This window comes from Prochlorococcus marinus str. MIT 0912 (assembly GCF_027359595.1).
Lineage (GTDB): Bacteria > Cyanobacteriota > Cyanobacteriia > PCC-6307 > Cyanobiaceae > Prochlorococcus_B > Prochlorococcus_B marinus_C.
Genome location: NZ_CP114783.1, coordinates 602,202 through 620,124, shown reverse-complemented (window position 1 = coordinate 620,124; position 17,923 = coordinate 602,202). Strand labels below are relative to the sequence as shown.

The window sequence follows — 17,923 nt, the reverse complement described above, 5'->3', positions numbered from 1 at the left end:
GTGCAAGAAATTTTAAATGGTCGTGTAAGAAGAGGTTTTATCTAATAATGTTTCACTTGACTTTTTTATTTGACTTAGAGCCCTATCTCTATATTTTTTGTATCTTTCACGTTTGTTGTGAACTCTATTATCGAGTTCAGGTAGTAATCCAAAATTTGCTGGCATAGGTTGAAAGTTTTTTTTATTTTGAACTCGTAAGCTTGCTTGACTATTGCTGACAAAGTTTGTCAATGCTCCAATCATGGTAGACGATGGCAAAGTAATTGTATTTAATCCCTTTGCCAATAATGCTGCGTTAGTTCCAGCCAACCAACCTCCAGCAATAGCAGCAGCATAGCCCTCTGTCCCAGTGAGTTGTCCAGCAGCAAATAATGTTTTTCTATTAATGAACTGAAGTGTTGGCTCTAATAACTTTGGAGATTCAAGAAAAGTATTTCTATGCATTACTCCCAATCGAATAAATTCTGCATTGGACAAGCCAGGTATCATCCTGAATACACGTTTTTGCTCGCCCCATTTTAAATTTGTTTGAAAACCAACGAGATTCCATAATTGACCTGCCTTATCTTCTTGTCTTAATTGAACGACAGCATGAGCTCTTTTAAGCCTTCTGAGACTTTTGTCGTTTACATCTCCCCATCTGGGGTCCCAAAGCCCTATTGGCTTTAATGGCCCAAAACGCATAGTATCTAAACCTCTTTTCGCAAGCTCTTCTATAGGAAGGCAGCCTTCAAAAAAAGAGCTGATTCTTTTTCAAAATCCTTTAATTCAGCTTGTTCAGCTTTGATTAACTCAGAATGAAATTTCAAATATGACTCTTCATTCATTGGACAATTAACGTAATCAGCATCACCTTTGTCGTATCTACTTGCCCGAAATGCTGTTGAAAAATCAATGCTTTCACCAGTAATTATCGGACTAGCAGCATCAAAAAAATGACATTCATTTTCTCCTGTAAATCTTTTGATGTCTTCAGCTAGCGATTCGCTTGTTAAAGGACCTGTGGCCAAAATTGTTATTTGTTGAGCATTTGGTAGACACGGACATTCATCTCGAATGACTCTTATTAGGGGGTGAGAGGAAAGTTGATTTGTTATTGATAGACTGAATTTACTTCTGTCTACTGCAAGTGCTCCTCCCGCAGGAACAGAGTGTTGATCAGCTTTTGAAATAACAATAGATTTTAATTTTCTCAATTCTTCGTGTAAAAGCCCTGCAGCTCTATCACTACTGAGTGCTCCAAAACTATTACTACAAACAAGTTCTGCGAATTCGGGTGAGTGGTGAGCAGGAGATTTTTTCTTTGGTCGCATTTCAAAGAGATTTACTTTGACTCCAGCTTTGGCTATTTGCCATGCTGCTTCTGAGCCTGCGAGGCCAGCCCCTATTACTGTTACCGATGGATCTTCTGTCAAACTTTCGTTTTTTCTTTTTAAAGCTTAATTCCATAGTATTCTCATTTTCCTCAACTATTTATTAAGACTTAAAAAAAACCAAGAAAATCAATGAGGAAGGAAAAAAATTCTCTTTCAATTGTTTTTTAGTCCTCAAAAAGGAACATTAAGTCCGTTAATGCTTCTACAACGTGATATTTTTCATATTGGACTATTAGTATTGGTCTATCAGGGGTCGCTAGCTCAGTGGTAGAGCATCCGGCTTTTAACCGGCTGGTCCTGAGTTCGAATCTCAGGCGACCCATTTTTGTTAAAGACTATTATTAGATAACCTGAAGTTATTATCACTTCTTGATTTTTGAAGAATTATTTTTTTTGCACCTTTTTGATTTCCAGTTTTACATCAGTAAACGCTGGGTTGAATAGTTTTACGAATTTGATTTTTGTAGAAGATTGGCTTATCGAGAGGAAGGTTGATTTAACTATTAATGAGACAAAATGCAGAGCATCAATACCTTCACATGCAAGTTGGTTTGGAGCTAGGGTAAGACTTGGACCCAATGATGAATTGATAAAACCCATTTGGATCTCTGTAAAGACTGAACAATTACTTGAATCAAAATTAGCTAAAATCAAAGAAATTCTTTCTGATTGCAGGTCAGGACTTCTTTTCATTCCTGAAAATCTATAAAAGCCAAGTACATATGTGTTGATGAGAATATAAATACTTTCTAAAAAGAAATTTTTTTGCTGAATTAAAAAATATGTAAGTTTAATCTAGTATGAAGAAACTAACAGTGGGGGCAGCGATTGCATTGAATATATCTTTGTATGTTTGGGCTTTAATGGACTTACCATTTAAATTTTAATCAGTAAACAAAGTACATTAATTTTATTTAGATCGCTGACTTATTAAATTTCTAGGTTAAGAATAAAAAAATTTTGATTTTTTTATTCTTAAGCACTTTTTTAACTTTCATTTTTATTTGCACTATCAATCCTTTTTTTTTACCTGTAGCGGTTAAGGTCTTTATGAGGTAGTGAATGCCTCTCCGTCTCATTGAAATGGGGGTATGGTTAAGAAATCTTCTTCGATTACAAAATCAAATTCTAATTGGTTGTGGAGGTGGGCAGAACCCGAAAGCGAACTCTCAGTAATTCCAAAATCAAAAACTAAACGTTTGGCCCAGCAGGCAAAGTTGGCAAATGTTGATGCGGAGAGAGCCGTTAGTAGGGCATACCAAATTGAATTATCAAGAACTAAGGCAATTGGAGAAGCAATGTTTAAGTCTGGCAAAGCATTAAGGTTTACGCTATCAAGTTCTGGAAGGCAGCTAATTCTCAGAACACAGGCTGCGCGAAGACAATTTGAGCCTGGTTTTAGGAACAAAAAATAATTCTCAGATAGAATATAAACCTTACGAAAAATAAAAAATGCAGCTTTATGTAGTTACTTGGAAATTTGAATCATCTGAGGATCAGAATTATTCCTCGGAAGCATTTGTAGAGTATGTAGAAAGTGGAAAATCTGACGATCTTATTGATGGCTATGAGAGAATTTCATGGGCTCATACGCCACAAGATGGAACAGGAGTGATCATTTGCAGAGCTTCAAATGCATCAATTTTATTTAAGGTTTTTGGATCATGGAGAGATAAATTTGGAATGACTTGGGAGTATAAACCTGCCTTAACTACTGAAGAGTTTGTTACTTTAATAAAAGAAAAATAGATATAATTTTTTTGTATTTCTTAGATTTAACTTATTTAATAAATAAACTTCTGTCTAAAAAACTTTCAGGATCGTGCTATACAACTTAGTCTTTTAAAAGTATTTTTTGTTTTAATGATAGCTCATTTTTTATTTGCGTTGACTGCTAGTGAAATGGGTATTAGTCCGACAATTCTAGCTTTAATAGTAGTTTCATCTATCGTTTTTATTGTCGGCTTTGCAAAAAGCTCAAGAGAGAATGAATACAAGAAATTAATGGATTCATTTATTGAAAGGAAAGAGGAATCAGAGTGATTTTTGATTTATGCAAATTTAGTAAGAAGATCTTCTTACTAAATATGAATTCTCATGTCTAATAAGGCAGGATGGTAGAAGCGTAGTTTTGAAATTGGACAATTTATTATCTAAGGAGAGAATTATCTCTCCTTCTCGCGATGTTCTTGCAGGTCTTGTTGTTGCATTCGCAATGATTCCAGAGGCAATAGCTTTTTCTGGTATTGCGGGTGTTGATCCAAGAGTTGGTTTGTTTGGTGCTTTTTTACTTTCTGTAACCCTAGCAATTTTTGGTGGCAGGATGGCCATGATCACCTCAGTGACTGGTTCAACTGCTCTTTTGATGACTGGGATTGTTCAACAAGGCGAAAATATTAGCCCTGGACTCGGTCTGCAATATCTTTTGGCGGCTGGATTACTTACGGGAGCTCTTCAGATCGCTTGGGGGTATTTAAGACTTGCTCATCAGATGAGATTTGTCCCCCAACCTGTTATGGATGGGTTTGTGAACGGTTTGGCTATTTTGATCTTCCTTGCTCAATTGCCTCATTTGGGGATTGACTTGGCGCATTCTGCAAAAGTAGTTACTGCAGTTCAATTACCTGCGGTTTGGGGATTGACCATACTTACGTTGATAATTATCTATTTGCTCCCAAAAGTTACCAAGCTTCTGCCTTCAGCCTTAGTTGCAATTTTTATTTGTACTGCAATTTCTATTGGATTTAAATTAAATGTTCCAACTGTATCCAATTTAGGAATTCTTCCAAATGGATTGCCAAGCTTTGGCTTTCCAAAAGTTCCGTTTAATTTTGAAACTCTTGGTTTGATACTTCCAACAGCTCTAGCAATTTCTTTGGTAGGTCTTATGGAGACATTCTTAACTCAAGATATTCTTGATGATATGACCGATAAAAGTACAAACAAAAATGTTGAGGCTCGAGGCCAAGGTATAGGAAATATTGTTAGTTCTCTTTTTGGAGGTATGGCAGGGTGCGCTTTGGTTGGACAATCAGTTATGAATGTGGGCTATGGGGGAAGAACTCGCCTTTCAACATTAAGTTCTGGGATTTGTTTGATAGCAATGATTCTTGCTGCTAAAGATTGGGTGAATCAAATACCAATGGCAACATTGGTCGGTGTAATGATAATGATTGCAATTAATACTGCTAATTGGATCTCAATTAAAGATATACGCCGTATTCCTCGAAGTGATAGCTCAGTTATGATTTTAACTGTATTCGTAACTGTTATTACGCACAATCTAGCCCTTGGACTCTTGTCAGGTGTTGGACTTGCCGCAATATTATTTAGTAGAAAGGTTGCAAAAGTTATCAGGGTTGAGTCATCCTTAAATGGTGAAGATCACAGGGTTTATAAAGTTAAAGGCCAATTATTTTTTGTTAGTAGTATTTACTTTAGACAAGGGTTTGAACTACATGAACACCCTAAAAAAATCACAATTGATATGGCTGAAGCACATATTTGGGATCAAAGTGGTGTCACGGTTCTTGATCAAGTAATCAGGAGAATAAAACTAGGTGGCTCTAAGGTTGAAGTGATTAATTTAAATGATGAAAGCTTGAATTTATTTTCTCGAATAGGACAGGCTTCAGAAGCTGGAGGAAGAGGCGGAGAATTTAAATCTGCTCATTAAAACTCCCATTCTTATATTATTTGAAGTTTTTGTATATTTTTTGAAAAGCTTGTATCAAAGGCTTATAAGGATTCATTTCCATTTGACTAAACTTTGTAAATTTTATACTTAAGAATGTATAAGTCAGAGTATCAACTAATCAAGCCTCATAGTGGATATTCATATAAGCCATAAGTTTTACTTATGTTTAGAGTTCACTCCGCCCTCTCGGCACATTTTTATTTTAGGGAAATTGTTAAGAGAACTGGTTGTGGATTTTGAACTATTTTATGTTCTTTGTATTTGAAATTAAAGAAAAAAAATTCCACCTAGTATAAAATACCTGATGGAATTAGTTTTGGTTAAATAATCTGATTCCTTAGATAGATGTTGATTTTTTTAAAATCTAAACATTTTCTAGGTAGGAAGTTTTAGCTAATAAAGCTAAAAGACTTTTATTAATAGCTATCTTCCTAAGCTTCAGAATCAAATTTAGAAAGATTTGGCCCAGCAATTACACCAACAAGTCCAAAAAGAACAAGGGAAAATACACCGACGATTGTTGCTGAGAGACTTCCTCCTCCCAAAGCAAAGGTTAAGAATGGCAAATGAAGCATTTTTTTTTAGATGCAGGTATATATATAAACCTAAAATTGCCCAAATTTAATGAAGTTGTAGCACCTTGATAAATTCAGACATTTTTAAAAGGTTTTTTAAAGAGTTAAGCGGTAGGGAAATTGTTTGGAAACATTGAAGTTAATTCGTCTTTAGTTGCCTTGGATTCCCATTTTAACCAGTCCTTGACTCCGTTTGGCTTGACGGTCTGAGCACTTCGAGCAGCAAAAATAATTACATGAAATGGAATTACAATGGCAAAGAAGAAAAAATGGAGTAAGTACAAATCCCAAGGGATCCCCTGGTAACCGTAATCAGGGAAAAATATTGCAGTAAGAAAAGGAAGCGTCATGTTGTTCATATTTTTACTGTATTAATCATTATCCATAAAGCATAAATTCTTTCGACAAGGCAGAATATTTTAACTTCTAGAAATGCTACGGATTTTTTAAATGCATAAGATTAGGAGCTACTCCTAGCTTTTTTAAACATAGTTTCGGAATTGTAAGTTTCCTAGGAGTTATCTGAAACTATTTTATTTCCCGTTTAATTACTATTAATAAATAAATAAATTATTCTACATATATTATTCCTAAATCATATCTATGAATGCTGTAAATATTTAATCAATAAGGCTTTCTATTAATTTAACCAGTCTGAAACTAAAATATATACTTACTATTATCCATGTAGGAAGAATTATATTCCATGCCTTTTGATGTTTTAAAAGGATAATCTTGTCTAGAAGATAAGCTCCAGAGACGGGAATTAATATTAATAACGTCATCTTAAAAAAAATCTCAAGAAAAGCTAGGGCTGCTATTGGATTTATTAGCCATGCTATTAATATTCCACTAAGTAAGTAGCCCCCATATTGTCCTAGCTTCCTTATCATCATCAACAGATTCTCTCTTTTGTTAGATTTACTCATTATATCTAAATAATACTTCTAATACTACAGATATTTATTTGATGACTTATTTTTTATATTTAAGTAACAGTGTTGAGTGGTTAGAAAATTATGAATATAATCGATATGTTTATATATAATATGGTTAGATTTAATAAATCAAATTAATGCAATAGGTTAATTAGAGGGATCATTGGAATTTGGATATAATTTTTTTATAGCTTCTGCTTGATTTTTTTTCTGTTGCTTTATACGTTTTAATTCATTAATCCTTCTAACTAAAATTCCTGGAATAAACCAAATAACTATTATAACTACAAAAATGAAAATAGGATTGTTTATAGTCATATCAAGTAAAATATTCTTTACTGAAAGAAAATACATATTATTAATGAAAAATAATTGATAGTTCATTTTTATTCGATTAAATACTTTCTGGTTTATTTTTTTATGATAAGTTAATTGTTGTCACTCTTCCACTTCCCTATATTCATTCTCTAAATACAATTTTGATTCGTCAGCAATTATTTTTAGATAGTTATGATTTTTCTTTAATTCTGTAGTGTCTTTTGATTTGCTATAGTTTATTTTTATATCTTTGTTAGACCACGCCGCTTGATCTTTGAAAAGATTTCTTTTAGCAGAATATAAAACTTTTTTTAATACAAAAAAAATTGTTAAAAGAAGTATAGAAAGAAGCAGAAATATTTTCATTTTATTAGTTCTTTTTCATTAATAATAACTTCTTTCAAGGCTTTGGATGATATATGCAAAAAAAATATATAATAATATATCAGGCCATTTTTAATTACCTCTGTAAGAGGTTTGTTTTGCCTTTTTAACAGGCTAGTTTTTTAGTTTATTGATTTTTTTCTTTTATTAATTTTGACATATAAATTGCCATCACCTTAATTATTTGCTAAATATAAATATATATATTTATATTAGAAAATGTTATCTTGGCTAAATCATAGCAAAGTTATATATATATTATCTAATTTACTTGTTTTGCCTGCTACATTTATTCCAGCAATTGACTTTATTGCAAATATTTCTTTTATTATTGCCTTTATTTTTTTAGTGAATACTAATATGTTTCTATCTTTAGCATTATGTGCAGCTCTTATTATTAAAAATAATTCAAATTATAGATTTAATCTTTTATTGAAACAAAAAGGAGAGGAGCTCTCAAAGTCAGATTATGAATGTGTCTATTTATATGCTTGGTGCACGTTACTAAGATATTTTTTAATTGGACTAGCATTAAACCGAATATTTCTATTATTTAAATAACATTAACGTTTATTATTTCTTAAAAGGGTTTAAAAAACTTTTCTTAACTTGTTTTTTAGGCGGTTTAATCATTCCAGTATCTGCATTTAGTCTTCTTTTAATATCTTGAATTGTTTTTTGATGCTGCACTTCATCTCTGTCTGGATCTAAAGAGGCAAACCAATTTTGTAGATCCCAAGATTGATTACCATCTTTATCTACTTCAACTTTTACAAATCCCTCTTGACCTGAAAAGAAATAAGCACCTTCAGGAAGCTTGTTGAAATCAAATTCTCCTTCATTTTCCTTTTTGATGTTCCCCATTCTTGTCTAAAAAGCTTTTATTATTTAGATCCTATAACAGATTTTCAATAGAAGTCATTTCTTACTTTTGTGATCAATTCTTCTCTCTAAATATTTAGGAATTATAATGTTTAGTTGCTTTTAACCTTATTAGTGTGAATGATTGAAAAAATACATAATCTCTATGTGCCCTTTTAGTAAGGAATTCTCCCTTCTTGCCAAAACATTTGAGTATTCAGATTACCTCGAAGATTCTGATTGGAAATTTCAAAAGTATAATTTGGTAAATGCCTCTTGCTACTCTGATCTTTTGGAAGATACTGAGTGGGGAACAAGATCTGACGATTTAACTATTGCTTGAACTAGCTTTTATGAAGATTTTTATTCTGCGAATGTTAGTTCTGAAATGAATTCTTCGCATATCCATTCAAGTTGATGATCTTCATTTGGGTTTCTTGCTAAAACAATAATTGGTATTCGAACTTCATTGCTTTCAATGATTTTTCTATATCCAATTAAAAGTTCAGCGTATTTTTTAAATGTCCATCCGTTGTTTCCTTTGGATTTCCATTCGGAAGAATTTCTAAGAGATCGATGGAAATCTTCAATTCCGAATTCGTTCCAGCATTCTTGAATTGCAAGTAAATGATCGTGTCCTTCCTTGAGTAATTGTTGATATTGAATTATTTCAGGAGCTTCTTGAGAGTTGTCTGGCTGAAGTTCTTTTGCTAAATCATAAAGGGTAATTTTTTTGAGCTTGAACCAATCTCTATCGAAAAGAAAAACCGGAAAATTTAATGACCATATTTTCCCTCGTAAACTTTTGTATGTTTTGATGAATTCATTCATATGCTTTTGTAGAAACTTATATCGCTTTTTCATAAATACCTCCTATTATGTAATTACTTTTGGTTTTTAACTTTTGGAATTAAGTTAAAGCTTTAGAAGCATAGAGTCAAACCTTATATTTAATAAGTATAATATAGTTAGGACATATTTATTAATGTTAATGACTACAGGTAATAAGAGACCAGCCTGGCTTAACTGGCTTTACTTGGGAATATTTTTATATTCTTCTTATTTTTTATTTAATTTTTGGTCTTCAATTTTAGATAAATAATATCAAAATATATACTTGGATTTATTAAATATATTAATATTAATCTCAAACGATAAAAAATTATATATATAATTTGTTTCTATAGTTGAAAGAGACAAATAATTAAACGCAGTTTTTTTTTGATTTTGTTTAAATCATCCAGCAAATACAGGTAATCCAATTGTAGCTGTGCTGACTAGTGCTCCCGCAAAAATAAGGAAAGGAAGCAATGGATACTTTTCAATCATGTCTTTTTAAATCCTTGATTTGTTATAGGTAATTATACCATACTAAGTATTTATACCCCAGCCTGGGCTGAAGATGGTCATAATTGCTTGTCCGTTCATTCGAGGAGTGGTCCTTCTTTTTACATCTTCAATTGCCTTTTTGTAGTATCGATACTTTTTTTGATGATCGCTAAAAATTTTTATAACACGCCATTGGTCTACAGGAAATCTCTTTTTTACTTCTTCAGCAAGTCGTCTTTCCTCTTGATTTAAATCTTTTTTCTTGAGTTTGTACTCGACGTTGATCCAATCAAAGAGTTTTTCCAAATCACATGTTATTTCACCATCTCTTATCCATTTGTTGATGTACTTTTCATCACCAGCTTCAATAAAAAAGCATTTTTCGGGAACTGGTAATTTGATCTCATGTAGTAACTCAGCAAAATTTGGTATCAGTTTCACTGAATATTTAGATGTGTGTATTTGAATTATGAAAGATTTTTTCCTTTTCTGCGAAGACAACTTGGAAGATTTATATATTATTTTTTAATTCTTTTTTAGGGGTCTATTAAATTTTCCTATGAAATTTTAGAAAGAAGACAGTTTGAAATCAAATAAAAAAACTGCCTTTACTGCGCTTATTGATAGAGCAATTGAAATAAACGTTTCTTTTGCTCTTCATCTATTATAAATAACATTTTTGGAATCTTTTAGTCACTAGCTATTTATTCTTATTATTTATCACCTTATATTATATAAGGTGATAAATAATAAGAATAAATATCAATAACCTTAGATCGAATGAAAGTCAGATACAAATAATTTTATTTTTTAGTTGATTAAGTAAGGAAAAATATATAGATTTTTTTCATTCGCATCATGTCTTCATTAGATTTTAATTATTATTAGTGATTTGTCCGTAAGCCATAATGAGGCTAGGAACTACTATTGATACAAAAAATATATTTTTTAAATTAAACCTAAGCTCCCTGCGGTAAATCCAACGGCGCAAAAGAAAATAAATTCAAATAGGTCTCTGCAACCTGAGGGGATAGAATTTAATGCAACGTTAATTCGTTGAGCCATTTGACCTTGTACTCGCAGGTAAAAGAGAAACTTAAAAGATAATCTTCTTTGTTGCGACTTATTTTGAGGGGACAAACCGTATTTTTATGATTTCTATTGATTTGGACTTGATATAGGTGTAAGTAATTTGGCATTAAATGATGATTGATTAGCTTTGTTTATCATCTTCCAGTAAAACATTAAATTTTCTTGAGTTAATTCATATCGCTTTAGAATTAGTTTCTCTATTGTTTGGCTTTCAGCCAAATATTCTACCTCTAATTTGATCTAAAGATGGACCTCTCTTCTTCTCCTCCTTAGTCAGTGGAATCCAGTTCCAGTCACAACTAACAGTAAGAAGGTACCCAACAATTAAGTGCCAAATCAATATTAAAAAGGGGTGATCTAGATGAGGGGTCAAAGGACTCAATGTAAATAGATTTATCTTAGCCTTTTGAAAGAATTCCCACGAGTTTATCAACTAATACTGCTGATAAATGTTGTTTCCCTCCGCTTTAGCTTTTAAATAAAAAAAAAGGACATTACTTTCCTTGTTGGTTGTATTATTACCTTTTAATGATGATTAGTACTTTATGACTTCTAGAGTAGAGAAGTTTTATGGTTGCTAGTCAAGCTTTTTTTTGTATATATGACTAAGCTTTAGATTATTTCATGAATTTTTTGATTATATAGATCAAGATTTACCATTAAATACTTGCAGTTAAAATTCAGTGATTTTTATGCTTTAAATTACAAGGATCAATAGTAATTTATGCAATTGATCAAATTTAAAAATTAGAAATTTCCCTTTATTACTGAATTTTTCTCTGTAAATAATTTGTAAGCTGTGCTTTCTAATTATATTCAGGCATTAACTGGTACTTAGTTTAACCAAGAGTTAATTTCATTAATAAATTTTAGTTTACTTTCTCTTTGACTGAGAAATTTGGTCTAGTTTTTTAAGATCAATTTATAAGCATACAAATAGCTTGATTGGTGTTGTCCTTAAGGGTGGATTTGGAAATATTTTTGTATTCCACGTAATTAAGCACCTTTGAAGCTTTAATATTAAAGAGTTGCGGGGCGTGGCGCAGCTTGGTAGCGCGGGTGCTTTGGGAGCACTAGGTCGCAGGTTCGAATCCTGTCGCCCCGATCAGTCAGAGACAGGTTTCCCAGCCTGTCTTTTTTTAATGGGTAAATGAGACTGGGATCTCAGCGGGATCTCCCGAGTAGTTACTTGTCTTTAGTAGCAATGGTTTTGACCTCTCTTTGCTGGTTAGCCCTACCTGAACCGGCCTAGAGGAATAATGAATTTCTAGTTATGTTCCTTGAACATTGGTTATCAGTGAGCATTGATCCAATGAGAGTTAAGGAAGGTGTACTGCATAGCAACTTCCTTTTCTCGCTAAACCTTTTCTCTAATTAGAAATGACTTCAAGTGATAAGGCTGATAATCATTGGTCTGATTATTCCAGAGGCTCAAGATTTGGAAAGATAATTGCTTATGGCATTGGTGCCAAGCTCACCATTCTTGCAGGATTTCTTTTTTATATGATGGCTAATTAAAAGAAAAGGACTGAGCTAAGTCAGTCCTGAGTATTCATCTAAAAATGATTTGAACTATAGATAAGTCAATTACTTAAGATGCGTAGATTTTTTTTGCAGTAGTAACAAATTGCTCGTCTGAGAACACAGCCTCTACTTCGCACATACATCCAAAACCTTTAATCCAAGGAGCAGCGTGCTCCCACATCTTGCTGATATCAGTAGCTTCAGCGACGAAGCTACCTGTTCCATTAAGTGGGTTAGTCACACGCCAAAGAATTTTAAAACCTTCAGTTTCGTCAGCTGGGCCACCAGCTTCAAGATATTCAAGAAATTTTTCTCCTCCTGCAAATGATGATTCCTGAGTTGGAAATGCCCAGTCAAGTTTAAAAAGAGCCATTGAAGAAAAATATATTTGAATTTGATTTTTATCGAAAATCGATTGGAAAGATGCAAAAAGTCTTCCAATTAACATCAAGTAACTTTTGAGGTAGCCTTCCGACGGATAAATTTGTGTAGTATTTTCCGTCAACTATATTCTTATTTTCTATGAGAATATTTAGTGAAATTTTTAGTGATAAGTATGGATGCTCCCGTTCAACACATAAATTTATTCAATGCAATGCTTGCTTTATATGTAATTGGTTATCAAATAACCATTTGCGTTGATTGGAGTTGGATTCCTATGAATAAAGAGGATTACCAACTTCCTTATCAAGATAAATGGAGTGTTAATCAATAATGACTCCTGATATTTTTAATCAAGCAGCAGCTGAATCAAAACAATTTGGCCTTTGGCTTCCGGTAATAGGAGTCATCATTGTTTTTTTAGGAATGAATATGAGAGTTGAAATTAAAATCCAGAAAGAAGATGAATTTGAAAATAAGGATTAACTAAGTTATTTCATTCCTGTGTTTTTGATAACAATCGGCGGTCAAACGGTGGAGGACTAATCTAATTTGGGTCGTTTTCTAATCCCAAGCATCTCAGCCATTTTCCCAGTTAAAGCAAAATATCCAATCGCTCAAAGAAACAAGCTAAAAGCAATCAGATTTGGAACGATGCCACCAATAATTTCGAACTTATCAAAGAATTCCATTTATATGATCAGCTATTGAGCGAGAAACCCCACTGTAAAACTAATAAAAACAAAGCAGTGGTTACAAAGGGTGCAGCCGGGTATTGACTCTTTAATTTGTTAATCGAAAATTGTGACCATGAGAACTGACTTTCGTTAGTTCTTGTTCCCTTTTCTTTTTTGGCTTTTGGAGGTAAACCAAGTTCTCTTCTTCTTTTTGCTTCACCCATTCTGATCTAGTAAAAGCAAGATAATAAAAGATGCTTTTTCTTACTGTGACTTTAATAGATCATTCTTTTTTTAAGGGCTGTGCTGAGTTTCCCCCCTTTTAACTTCGACTGCAATCAGCAACGACAATAGTAAATACTTTAGTGGTCTCCATATAGATTTTTAATAGCTTCGGGAGTAGAAATGAATTATGGATCTTTAGGAGGTTTAGTTATGACCTGCGGAAACCCCTTCAACCATATGCTTAAAAATATTATGGTTGAAATGTTCGATTCACCTTATTTGTGGAAGATCAGGGACGATAAAGAGTTGGAGTGCCTAACGTATGGTTTTTGTTCTAAGCCTGAATCCTTCCCACGGCCTAGAAGAGTAGTCCTTTAGGAGGTTTAAATGAAATTTACTGAACTGCTTTTGATTTTCTCATCATTGTCTTTGACGTTCTTAGGCTTTTCATTCTTATAGACTAAAAGCTCGGTTGACAGTCGATTTATTTATCTTGGGGACATTAGTCCCCCTTTTTTAATGTCTAAATATAGGTATGAAACCAAAATGGTTCCAACAGATTTTTCTGCTGCAGTTGAGGGATTGCCTTTGACTACGATGCAAATTGAGCAACAAAATAAGGAAATAAGAAGAGCAGAAGAATTAATTACATCTGTAATTAATCAATTAGATGCGGAGAAGGGGATGAAGTTATTTAGTCACTCAGTACATTCAGTAACCCTTTACAGACAAATGCATACGTTGATTTTCAGGAAAAAGACTAGTACATAAAAGTAGTAGGCCTGATTTCAACAATTTCAGTCCTTTTATCAACTCCACTCAAATATATCTAGCTTTTAATTTTTAATGTCTACAAATTGGTTGATAACTGCTTTAAAACTAGAAATCCATCTATCGATTCTTGATGAAGAGGCAAGAGATTTAGTTAGTAAGTCTATTTGTTCTTCTCTCTCTTTGTATTTAAGTTCAAGTTCATTTATTGCAAAATCAAGTTTGCTGAGTTGGAGAGAGCAATCACTCTTTTCTTCCAAGTCGATTATATTTTTTTTTAATTCTTCGATATCCATAGCCCTGTAATTACTAACAATTGTTTGTAGATCATTAGCTTCTAAACTCATTTAAACAAATTTATCATCTGAATTATTCTCAAACAATATTATGAAAATGTCTATAGGGTTTTACTATGAATCCATGTAGTGATAACACGTAAAAGTATAGTTTTGATCTTTCTAATTGGCCTTTATTTTAATCATGAATTGATACTTATGTTTAATCTCTTTCTAGTATTATTCTTTGTTTAAAACGATTGAATCATTATCAAATTTCACTGCTATATCTATCTAAGCCTAAAGGTCTAATCTATGAGTTATTTCTATTTAACTGAATTAATTGAAGCGATATAATTAGTTGCTTCTTTTACATCATTTTTAAAAAGACAAAAAAAAGCCCTCTAAAAGAGGGCTTTAAAAAAATCAAGTTAAAGACTTAACCGATTGCAGGTGCAACAAGAGCTACAGAAGTAGACTCAGCAGCTGCTAGGTCAAGTGGGAAGTTGTGAGCATTACGCTCGTGCATTACTTCCATACCAAGGTTTGCACGGTTAAGTACGTCACCCCAGGTTGGTACAACCTTGCCTGAAGTATCAACTACAGACTGGTTGAAGTTAAAGCCGTTCAAGTTGAACGCCATGGTGCAGATGCCCATAGATGTCAACCAAACACAAATCACTGGCCATGAAGCCAAGAAGAAGTGAAGGCTGCGGCTGTTGTTGAAGCTTGCATATTGGAAGATCAAACGACCGAAGTAGCCATGAGCTGCAACGATGTTGTATGTCTCTTCTTCTTGTCCAAACTTGTAACCGTAGTTCTGTGAATCAAGTCCTGTGGTCTCACGGATAAGTGATGAAGTAACCAAAGAACCGTGCATTGCAGAGAACAAAGCACCACCGAACATACCTGCTACACCAGCCATATGGAATGGGTGCATCAAGATGTTGTGCTCAGCCTGGAAAACGAACATGAAGTTGAATGTTCCAGAGATTCCTAGAGGCATACCATCAGAGAATGAACCCTGACCGAATGGGTAAACAAGGAATACAGCGAAAGCTGCTGATACAGGAGCTGAGTAAGCAACACAGATCCATGGGCGCATACCTAAACGGTATGAAAGCTCCCACTGACGTCCCATGTATGCAGAGATACCAATAAGGAAGTGGAAGATTACAAGCTGGTAAGGGCCGCCGTTATATAGCCACTCATCAAGAGTTGCTGCTTCCCAGATTGGGTAGAAGTGAAGGCCGATAGCGTTACTTGAAGGAACAACAGCACCAGAAATGATGTTGTTTCCATACATGAATGAACCAGCTACTGGCTCACGGATACCGTCGATATCAACTGGAGGAGCAGCGATAAAAGCAACGATGAAACAAGTTGTTGCCGCAAGAAGGCAAGGGATCATCAATACACCGAACCAACCGACATAAATACGGTTGTTAGTGGAAGTAACCCACTCGCAGAATTGTGGCCAACCTTTGAGCAACGAAGAACGCTGCTGCTGAATGGTGGTCATGAATAAGAGCGTTAAGTATTTGCTCGGGAGAGCAATAAGAAAGATCAGAAAAAATCTGACAGACGGAATTTAGCTTCTAAATCAGATATCTAGGATGGGTAAACTCACCAGAATTTTGCCAATAGCAATTAGTAAATCTATTGGTATGAATAAAACCCTCTTATCCAATCATTGATTTTTCTTTTCTTGAGCTAATTGATAAGATTCACCTATATTAGTCATCCTTATCATTTTTGTATGAAGTATCTAATACTTCGAGAATAATAGGAGATTTTCTATTAACTTTGGATTAAGTATTGATTTCTAGTGTTACTTTTTTCTTTTTATAACCACACAGCTTTATTTACTTGGTTAGATTTTAAAATTAGCAAGTAATCAATATTCAATTGGATGTATAAAATAGGTATTTATATAAAGTAGTGAAGTGCAAATAAGACGAACATTGGTGCTAAATAGTTGTAAGTTCTATGCATGAGGTGAGATATGTCTTCTAGTTCTTCCGATAATAGTCAAAGCATAGAAGAAAGAGATGCAATTGAATTGTACTTCGCCTGTGTGACGGCTTGCTCACTTGATGATGAGGGGGTTGAATGTACAACAAGATGTGTTGAAGTTCATCTCAAGAATGAGAATTAGTAATGGTTATAAAAAATATTTCTTGCATGCTTAGCTAGTTGTAGGTATTTACTTTTAAATTAGATTATGCAAATCAAGAATTATTATGATCTAATCAATCGGCTTAGCCTTGCCAAGTTGCAGGCCATCATTTTTGCAATCGATAGAATTAAATGGATCTTGGTAAAAAGATACTATTCCCTCTTTCTCGAAAGGAAATGAATTGAAATTACTAGTTATTGGCTTTGCTTTTTCTTGTGCATGTTTTAACGGTTTTCCGCAAGACATAAATAATCCTACTTATGAATATTGTTTTTTACTCCTATCTTAATGAAAAAAAAATAGGGATTAATACGGGATTAGTTTTACTTATTTTATTTTTATCCTTATTGAATTTATTTGATATTAAGTATTTATCTTCTATATATTTTTTCAAGTTGATTCCTTTCTTATTGCAGATTAAAAATGTATTTGTAACACTCGTTGCTCTTTCTTGTAATTGGAACAATCCACCAGACGTGTAAACCTATAAAAAAAGTCCAAATAGTATTAGATCAATACTTGCCGGCTGCATTTTTTGCCTAGATAGTAGTCATGTAAGCAAGAAAGCCAACAGGAACGAAGAGTAAGGCAGCAATGGTAAAGCGAACAAATTTGCCTGTACCTGAATCTCTTGAATAATCAGTAAAATGCTTTGTGTTGTTCCACTCGGACCAATTCTTTGGGCTGTTATCAGATGATGTCATTGTTAGTTAAGCAAATACGGTAGTAACAACTTCATAAGCACCAACCAATAAAAGAAGTGCTGGAAGATTCCAGAGAACGATTAGTTTCGCAGCAGTAGTTTTGTTGATTGCAAGCATGACTAAAAGTTGGTTCTGGTTGGTTTTTAAAAAGATGAGTGAAATATAAATGGATGCTCTCAATTGGAGTGGGACGGTAGAAGTAGGGCTAACCAGTTCGGGCTATTTATACTTATGAGGGTTATCAATAGATCTAATCATTGGATCAATATCTCTCTAATTAGTTGTTGTATTTAGTGTTTGAGATTAAGAGCTCTTAAGTATTAGAAGAAGCCGTACCCGACCGTATCTTTCATTTAGAAAACTCATACTTTACATTTATTCACATCAACGCAATTCCAGTAATGACAACTTCTTCCAGTACTGCTTCTTCTCAGGTAATAACTGAGTACGGCAAGCAAAACATCTTTGGCCGTGAAACACAGCCTCAGCTTGTAGAGGACTACACCAGCTACCCAGAAGAAGCAGAAAAGACAAATGGCCGTTGGGCAATGATCGGAATGGTCAGTCTTTTGGTTTCATACTTCTCAACTGGTCAAATCATTCCTGGAATTTTCTAA

Annotated in this window: 26 protein-coding genes, 2 tRNA genes and 1 pseudogene; 14 read left to right on the top strand and 15 right to left on the bottom strand. The window is 33.5% G+C overall.

The genetic code is table 11. From position 1 onward, the window contains the following. Positions 1-12: 12 nt before the first annotated feature. Positions 13-1,415 (bottom strand): annotated as a pseudogene (trmFO, locus tag O5640_RS03970) (FADH(2)-oxidizing methylenetetrahydrofolate--tRNA-(uracil(54)-C(5))-methyltransferase TrmFO). Between the two features lie 211 nt (positions 1,416-1,626). Here trmFO and O5640_RS03965 point away from each other — a divergent pair. The 6 genes from O5640_RS03965 (at position 1,627) to O5640_RS03940 (ending at position 5,052) form a co-directional block, all read left to right on the top strand. Then, a tRNA-Lys gene (locus O5640_RS03965) sits at positions 1,627-1,698 on the top strand. 81 nt (positions 1,699-1,779) lie between these two features. Next, a complete protein-coding gene (locus O5640_RS03960; RefSeq protein ID WP_269613345.1) occupies positions 1,780-2,085 on the top strand; it encodes a hypothetical protein in 306 nt (101 codons plus the stop codon). Positions 2,086-2,467: 382 nt separating this feature from the next. Next, complete coding sequence (locus O5640_RS03955; RefSeq protein WP_158466806.1) at positions 2,468-2,791, top strand: hypothetical protein; 324 nt, start codon at positions 2,468-2,470, stop codon at positions 2,789-2,791. Between the two features lie 37 nt (positions 2,792-2,828). Then, positions 2,829-3,125 (top strand): DUF3303 domain-containing protein, encoded by a 297-nt coding sequence (locus tag O5640_RS03950; protein ID WP_269613343.1) that lies wholly within the window; start codon positions 2,829-2,831, stop codon positions 3,123-3,125. Positions 3,126-3,239: 114 nt separating this feature from the next. Continuing rightward, positions 3,240-3,419 carry a hypothetical protein gene (locus O5640_RS03945; protein WP_269613341.1) on the top strand — a complete coding sequence of 60 codons (180 nt, stop codon included), beginning with the start codon at positions 3,240-3,242 and terminating at the stop codon, positions 3,417-3,419. 88 nt (positions 3,420-3,507) lie between these two features. Then, the gene (locus tag O5640_RS03940) at positions 3,508-5,052 is read left to right on the top strand and encodes a SulP family inorganic anion transporter (protein ID WP_269613340.1); all 1,545 of its coding nucleotides are present in this window, start codon (positions 3,508-3,510) and stop codon (positions 5,050-5,052) included. Between the two features lie 452 nt (positions 5,053-5,504). On the opposite strand, the gene O5640_RS03935 is transcribed toward O5640_RS03940, so the two are convergent. The 8 genes from O5640_RS03935 to O5640_RS03900 all read right to left on the bottom strand — a co-directional run bounded on the left by O5640_RS03935 (position 5,505) and on the right by O5640_RS03900 (position 10,952). Next, on the bottom strand, positions 5,505-5,648 hold the full coding sequence (locus O5640_RS03935; RefSeq protein WP_269613339.1) for a hypothetical protein: 144 nt from the start codon (positions 5,646-5,648) through the stop codon (positions 5,505-5,507). A gap of 104 nt (positions 5,649-5,752) precedes the next feature. Beyond that, positions 5,753-5,998, bottom strand: coding sequence for a hypothetical protein (locus O5640_RS03930; protein WP_269613338.1), 246 nt, complete (start codon positions 5,996-5,998; stop codon positions 5,753-5,755). 270 nt (positions 5,999-6,268) lie between these two features. After that, the gene (locus tag O5640_RS03925; RefSeq protein ID WP_269613337.1) at positions 6,269-6,577 is read right to left on the bottom strand and encodes a hypothetical protein; all 309 of its coding nucleotides are present in this window, start codon (positions 6,575-6,577) and stop codon (positions 6,269-6,271) included. Between the two features lie 156 nt (positions 6,578-6,733). After that, on the bottom strand, positions 6,734-6,904 hold the full coding sequence (locus tag O5640_RS03920) for a hypothetical protein (protein ID WP_269613336.1): 171 nt from the start codon (positions 6,902-6,904) through the stop codon (positions 6,734-6,736). Between the two features lie 957 nt (positions 6,905-7,861). After that, on the bottom strand, positions 7,862-8,152 hold the full coding sequence (locus tag O5640_RS03915) for a hypothetical protein (protein WP_269613335.1): 291 nt from the start codon (positions 8,150-8,152) through the stop codon (positions 7,862-7,864). 360 nt (positions 8,153-8,512) lie between these two features. Continuing rightward, positions 8,513-9,013, bottom strand: a complete 501-nt coding sequence (locus tag O5640_RS03910) for a hypothetical protein (protein ID WP_269613333.1) — start codon at positions 9,011-9,013, stop codon at positions 8,513-8,515. A gap of 507 nt (positions 9,014-9,520) precedes the next feature. After that, positions 9,521-9,919, bottom strand: coding sequence for a hypothetical protein (locus O5640_RS03905; protein WP_269613331.1), 399 nt, complete (start codon positions 9,917-9,919; stop codon positions 9,521-9,523). Between the two features lie 862 nt (positions 9,920-10,781). Further along, complete coding sequence (locus tag O5640_RS03900; RefSeq protein WP_269613330.1) at positions 10,782-10,952, bottom strand: hypothetical protein; 171 nt, start codon at positions 10,950-10,952, stop codon at positions 10,782-10,784. Between the two features lie 649 nt (positions 10,953-11,601). Here O5640_RS03900 and O5640_RS03895 point away from each other — a divergent pair. Next, positions 11,602-11,675 (top strand) — tRNA-Pro (locus O5640_RS03895). 275 nt (positions 11,676-11,950) lie between these two features. After that, a complete protein-coding gene (locus O5640_RS03890) occupies positions 11,951-12,088 on the top strand; it encodes a hypothetical protein (protein WP_269613329.1) in 138 nt (45 codons plus the stop codon). A 73-nt stretch (positions 12,089-12,161) separates the two neighbouring features. On the opposite strand, the gene O5640_RS03885 is transcribed toward O5640_RS03890, so the two are convergent. Further along, complete coding sequence (locus tag O5640_RS03885; RefSeq protein WP_038655309.1) at positions 12,162-12,467, bottom strand: DUF3303 domain-containing protein; 306 nt, start codon at positions 12,465-12,467, stop codon at positions 12,162-12,164. A gap of 162 nt (positions 12,468-12,629) precedes the next feature. Here O5640_RS03885 and O5640_RS03880 point away from each other — a divergent pair, with 162 nt between their 5' ends. Both O5640_RS03880 and O5640_RS03875 read left to right on the top strand, forming a co-directional pair. Then, positions 12,630-12,809, top strand: coding sequence for a hypothetical protein (locus tag O5640_RS03880; RefSeq protein WP_269613327.1), 180 nt, complete (start codon positions 12,630-12,632; stop codon positions 12,807-12,809). After that, positions 12,809-12,961: a hypothetical protein gene (locus tag O5640_RS03875; RefSeq protein WP_269613325.1), complete on the top strand. Its 153-nt coding sequence runs from the start codon at positions 12,809-12,811 to the stop codon at positions 12,959-12,961. The genes O5640_RS03880 and O5640_RS03875 overlap by 1 nt, the downstream gene beginning before the upstream one ends. Positions 12,962-13,175: 214 nt before the next feature. Here the strand turns inward: O5640_RS03875 and O5640_RS03870 are convergent, their stop codons facing one another. Next, the gene (locus O5640_RS03870; RefSeq protein WP_269613324.1) at positions 13,176-13,376 is read right to left on the bottom strand and encodes a hypothetical protein; all 201 of its coding nucleotides are present in this window, start codon (positions 13,374-13,376) and stop codon (positions 13,176-13,178) included. A gap of 211 nt (positions 13,377-13,587) precedes the next feature. On the opposite strand from O5640_RS03870, the gene O5640_RS03865 reads away from it, so the two are divergent. Together O5640_RS03865 and O5640_RS03860 are read left to right on the top strand one after the other, a co-directional pair. After that, positions 13,588-13,755, top strand: a complete 168-nt coding sequence (locus O5640_RS03865) for a hypothetical protein (RefSeq protein ID WP_269613323.1) — start codon at positions 13,588-13,590, stop codon at positions 13,753-13,755. Between the two features lie 168 nt (positions 13,756-13,923). Beyond that, positions 13,924-14,148 carry a hypothetical protein gene (locus O5640_RS03860; RefSeq protein ID WP_269613322.1) on the top strand — a complete coding sequence of 75 codons (225 nt, stop codon included), beginning with the start codon at positions 13,924-13,926 and terminating at the stop codon, positions 14,146-14,148. 65 nt (positions 14,149-14,213) lie between these two features. Here the strand turns inward: O5640_RS03860 and O5640_RS03855 are convergent, their stop codons facing one another. Beyond that, positions 14,214-14,495 carry a hypothetical protein gene (locus tag O5640_RS03855; RefSeq protein WP_269613321.1) on the bottom strand — a complete coding sequence of 94 codons (282 nt, stop codon included), beginning with the start codon at positions 14,493-14,495 and terminating at the stop codon, positions 14,214-14,216. 367 nt (positions 14,496-14,862) lie between these two features. Then, positions 14,863-15,945 (bottom strand): photosystem II q(b) protein, encoded by a 1,083-nt coding sequence (gene psbA / locus O5640_RS03850; RefSeq protein WP_011294225.1) that lies wholly within the window; start codon positions 15,943-15,945, stop codon positions 14,863-14,865. Between the two features lie 483 nt (positions 15,946-16,428). On the opposite strand from psbA, the gene O5640_RS03845 reads away from it, so the two are divergent. Next, positions 16,429-16,581, top strand: coding sequence for a hypothetical protein (locus tag O5640_RS03845; RefSeq protein WP_269613320.1), 153 nt, complete (start codon positions 16,429-16,431; stop codon positions 16,579-16,581). A 90-nt stretch (positions 16,582-16,671) separates the two neighbouring features. Here the strand turns inward: O5640_RS03845 and O5640_RS03840 are convergent, their stop codons facing one another. Both O5640_RS03840 and O5640_RS03835 read right to left on the bottom strand, forming a co-directional pair. Beyond that, positions 16,672-16,848 (bottom strand): hypothetical protein, encoded by a 177-nt coding sequence (locus O5640_RS03840; protein WP_269613319.1) that lies wholly within the window; start codon positions 16,846-16,848, stop codon positions 16,672-16,674. Between the two features lie 293 nt (positions 16,849-17,141). Next, entirely contained in the window at positions 17,142-17,306 is a 165-nt protein-coding gene (locus O5640_RS03835; protein ID WP_156095753.1) for a hypothetical protein, read from the bottom strand. Between the two features lie 401 nt (positions 17,307-17,707). Between O5640_RS03835 and O5640_RS03830 the strand changes: the two genes are divergently transcribed. Continuing rightward, positions 17,708-17,923, top strand: a complete 216-nt coding sequence (locus tag O5640_RS03830) for a high light inducible protein (RefSeq protein WP_269613231.1) — start codon at positions 17,708-17,710, stop codon at positions 17,921-17,923.

Coding starts and splice junctions, on each gene's coding strand:
- O5640_RS03955 (WP_158466806.1), top strand. CDS start 2,468: ATGGTTAAGAAATCTTCTTCGATTACAAAATCAAATTCTAATTGGTTG.
- O5640_RS03950 (WP_269613343.1), top strand. CDS start 2,829: ATGCAGCTTTATGTAGTTACTTGGAAATTTGAATCATCTGAGGATCAG.
- O5640_RS03945 (WP_269613341.1), top strand. CDS start 3,240: ATGATAGCTCATTTTTTATTTGCGTTGACTGCTAGTGAAATGGGTATT.
- O5640_RS03935 (WP_269613339.1), bottom strand. CDS start 5,648: ATGCTTCATTTGCCATTCTTAACCTTTGCTTTGGGAGGAGGAAGTCTC.
- O5640_RS03930 (WP_269613338.1), bottom strand. CDS start 5,998: ATGACGCTTCCTTTTCTTACTGCAATATTTTTCCCTGATTACGGTTAC.
- O5640_RS03925 (WP_269613337.1), bottom strand. CDS start 6,577: ATGAGTAAATCTAACAAAAGAGAGAATCTGTTGATGATGATAAGGAAG.
- O5640_RS03920 (WP_269613336.1), bottom strand. CDS start 6,904: ATGACTATAAACAATCCTATTTTCATTTTTGTAGTTATAATAGTTATT.
- O5640_RS03915 (WP_269613335.1), bottom strand. CDS start 8,152: ATGGGGAACATCAAAAAGGAAAATGAAGGAGAATTTGATTTCAACAAG.
- O5640_RS03910 (WP_269613333.1), bottom strand. CDS start 9,013: ATGAAAAAGCGATATAAGTTTCTACAAAAGCATATGAATGAATTCATC.
- O5640_RS03890 (WP_269613329.1), top strand. CDS start 11,951: ATGACTTCAAGTGATAAGGCTGATAATCATTGGTCTGATTATTCCAGA.
- O5640_RS03885 (WP_038655309.1), bottom strand. CDS start 12,467: ATGGCTCTTTTTAAACTTGACTGGGCATTTCCAACTCAGGAATCATCA.
- O5640_RS03875 (WP_269613325.1), top strand. CDS start 12,809: ATGACTCCTGATATTTTTAATCAAGCAGCAGCTGAATCAAAACAATTT.
- O5640_RS03870 (WP_269613324.1), bottom strand. CDS start 13,376: ATGGGTGAAGCAAAAAGAAGAAGAGAACTTGGTTTACCTCCAAAAGCC.
- O5640_RS03865 (WP_269613323.1), top strand. CDS start 13,588: ATGACCTGCGGAAACCCCTTCAACCATATGCTTAAAAATATTATGGTT.
- O5640_RS03860 (WP_269613322.1), top strand. CDS start 13,924: ATGGTTCCAACAGATTTTTCTGCTGCAGTTGAGGGATTGCCTTTGACT.
- O5640_RS03855 (WP_269613321.1), bottom strand. CDS start 14,495: ATGAGTTTAGAAGCTAATGATCTACAAACAATTGTTAGTAATTACAGG.
- psbA (WP_011294225.1), bottom strand. CDS start 15,945: ATGACCACCATTCAGCAGCAGCGTTCTTCGTTGCTCAAAGGTTGGCCA.
- O5640_RS03845 (WP_269613320.1), top strand. CDS start 16,429: ATGTCTTCTAGTTCTTCCGATAATAGTCAAAGCATAGAAGAAAGAGAT.
- O5640_RS03840 (WP_269613319.1), bottom strand. CDS start 16,848: ATGTCTTGCGGAAAACCGTTAAAACATGCACAAGAAAAAGCAAAGCCA.
- O5640_RS03835 (WP_156095753.1), bottom strand. CDS start 17,306: ATGACATCATCTGATAACAGCCCAAAGAATTGGTCCGAGTGGAACAAC.
- O5640_RS03830 (WP_269613231.1), top strand. CDS start 17,708: ATGACAACTTCTTCCAGTACTGCTTCTTCTCAGGTAATAACTGAGTAC.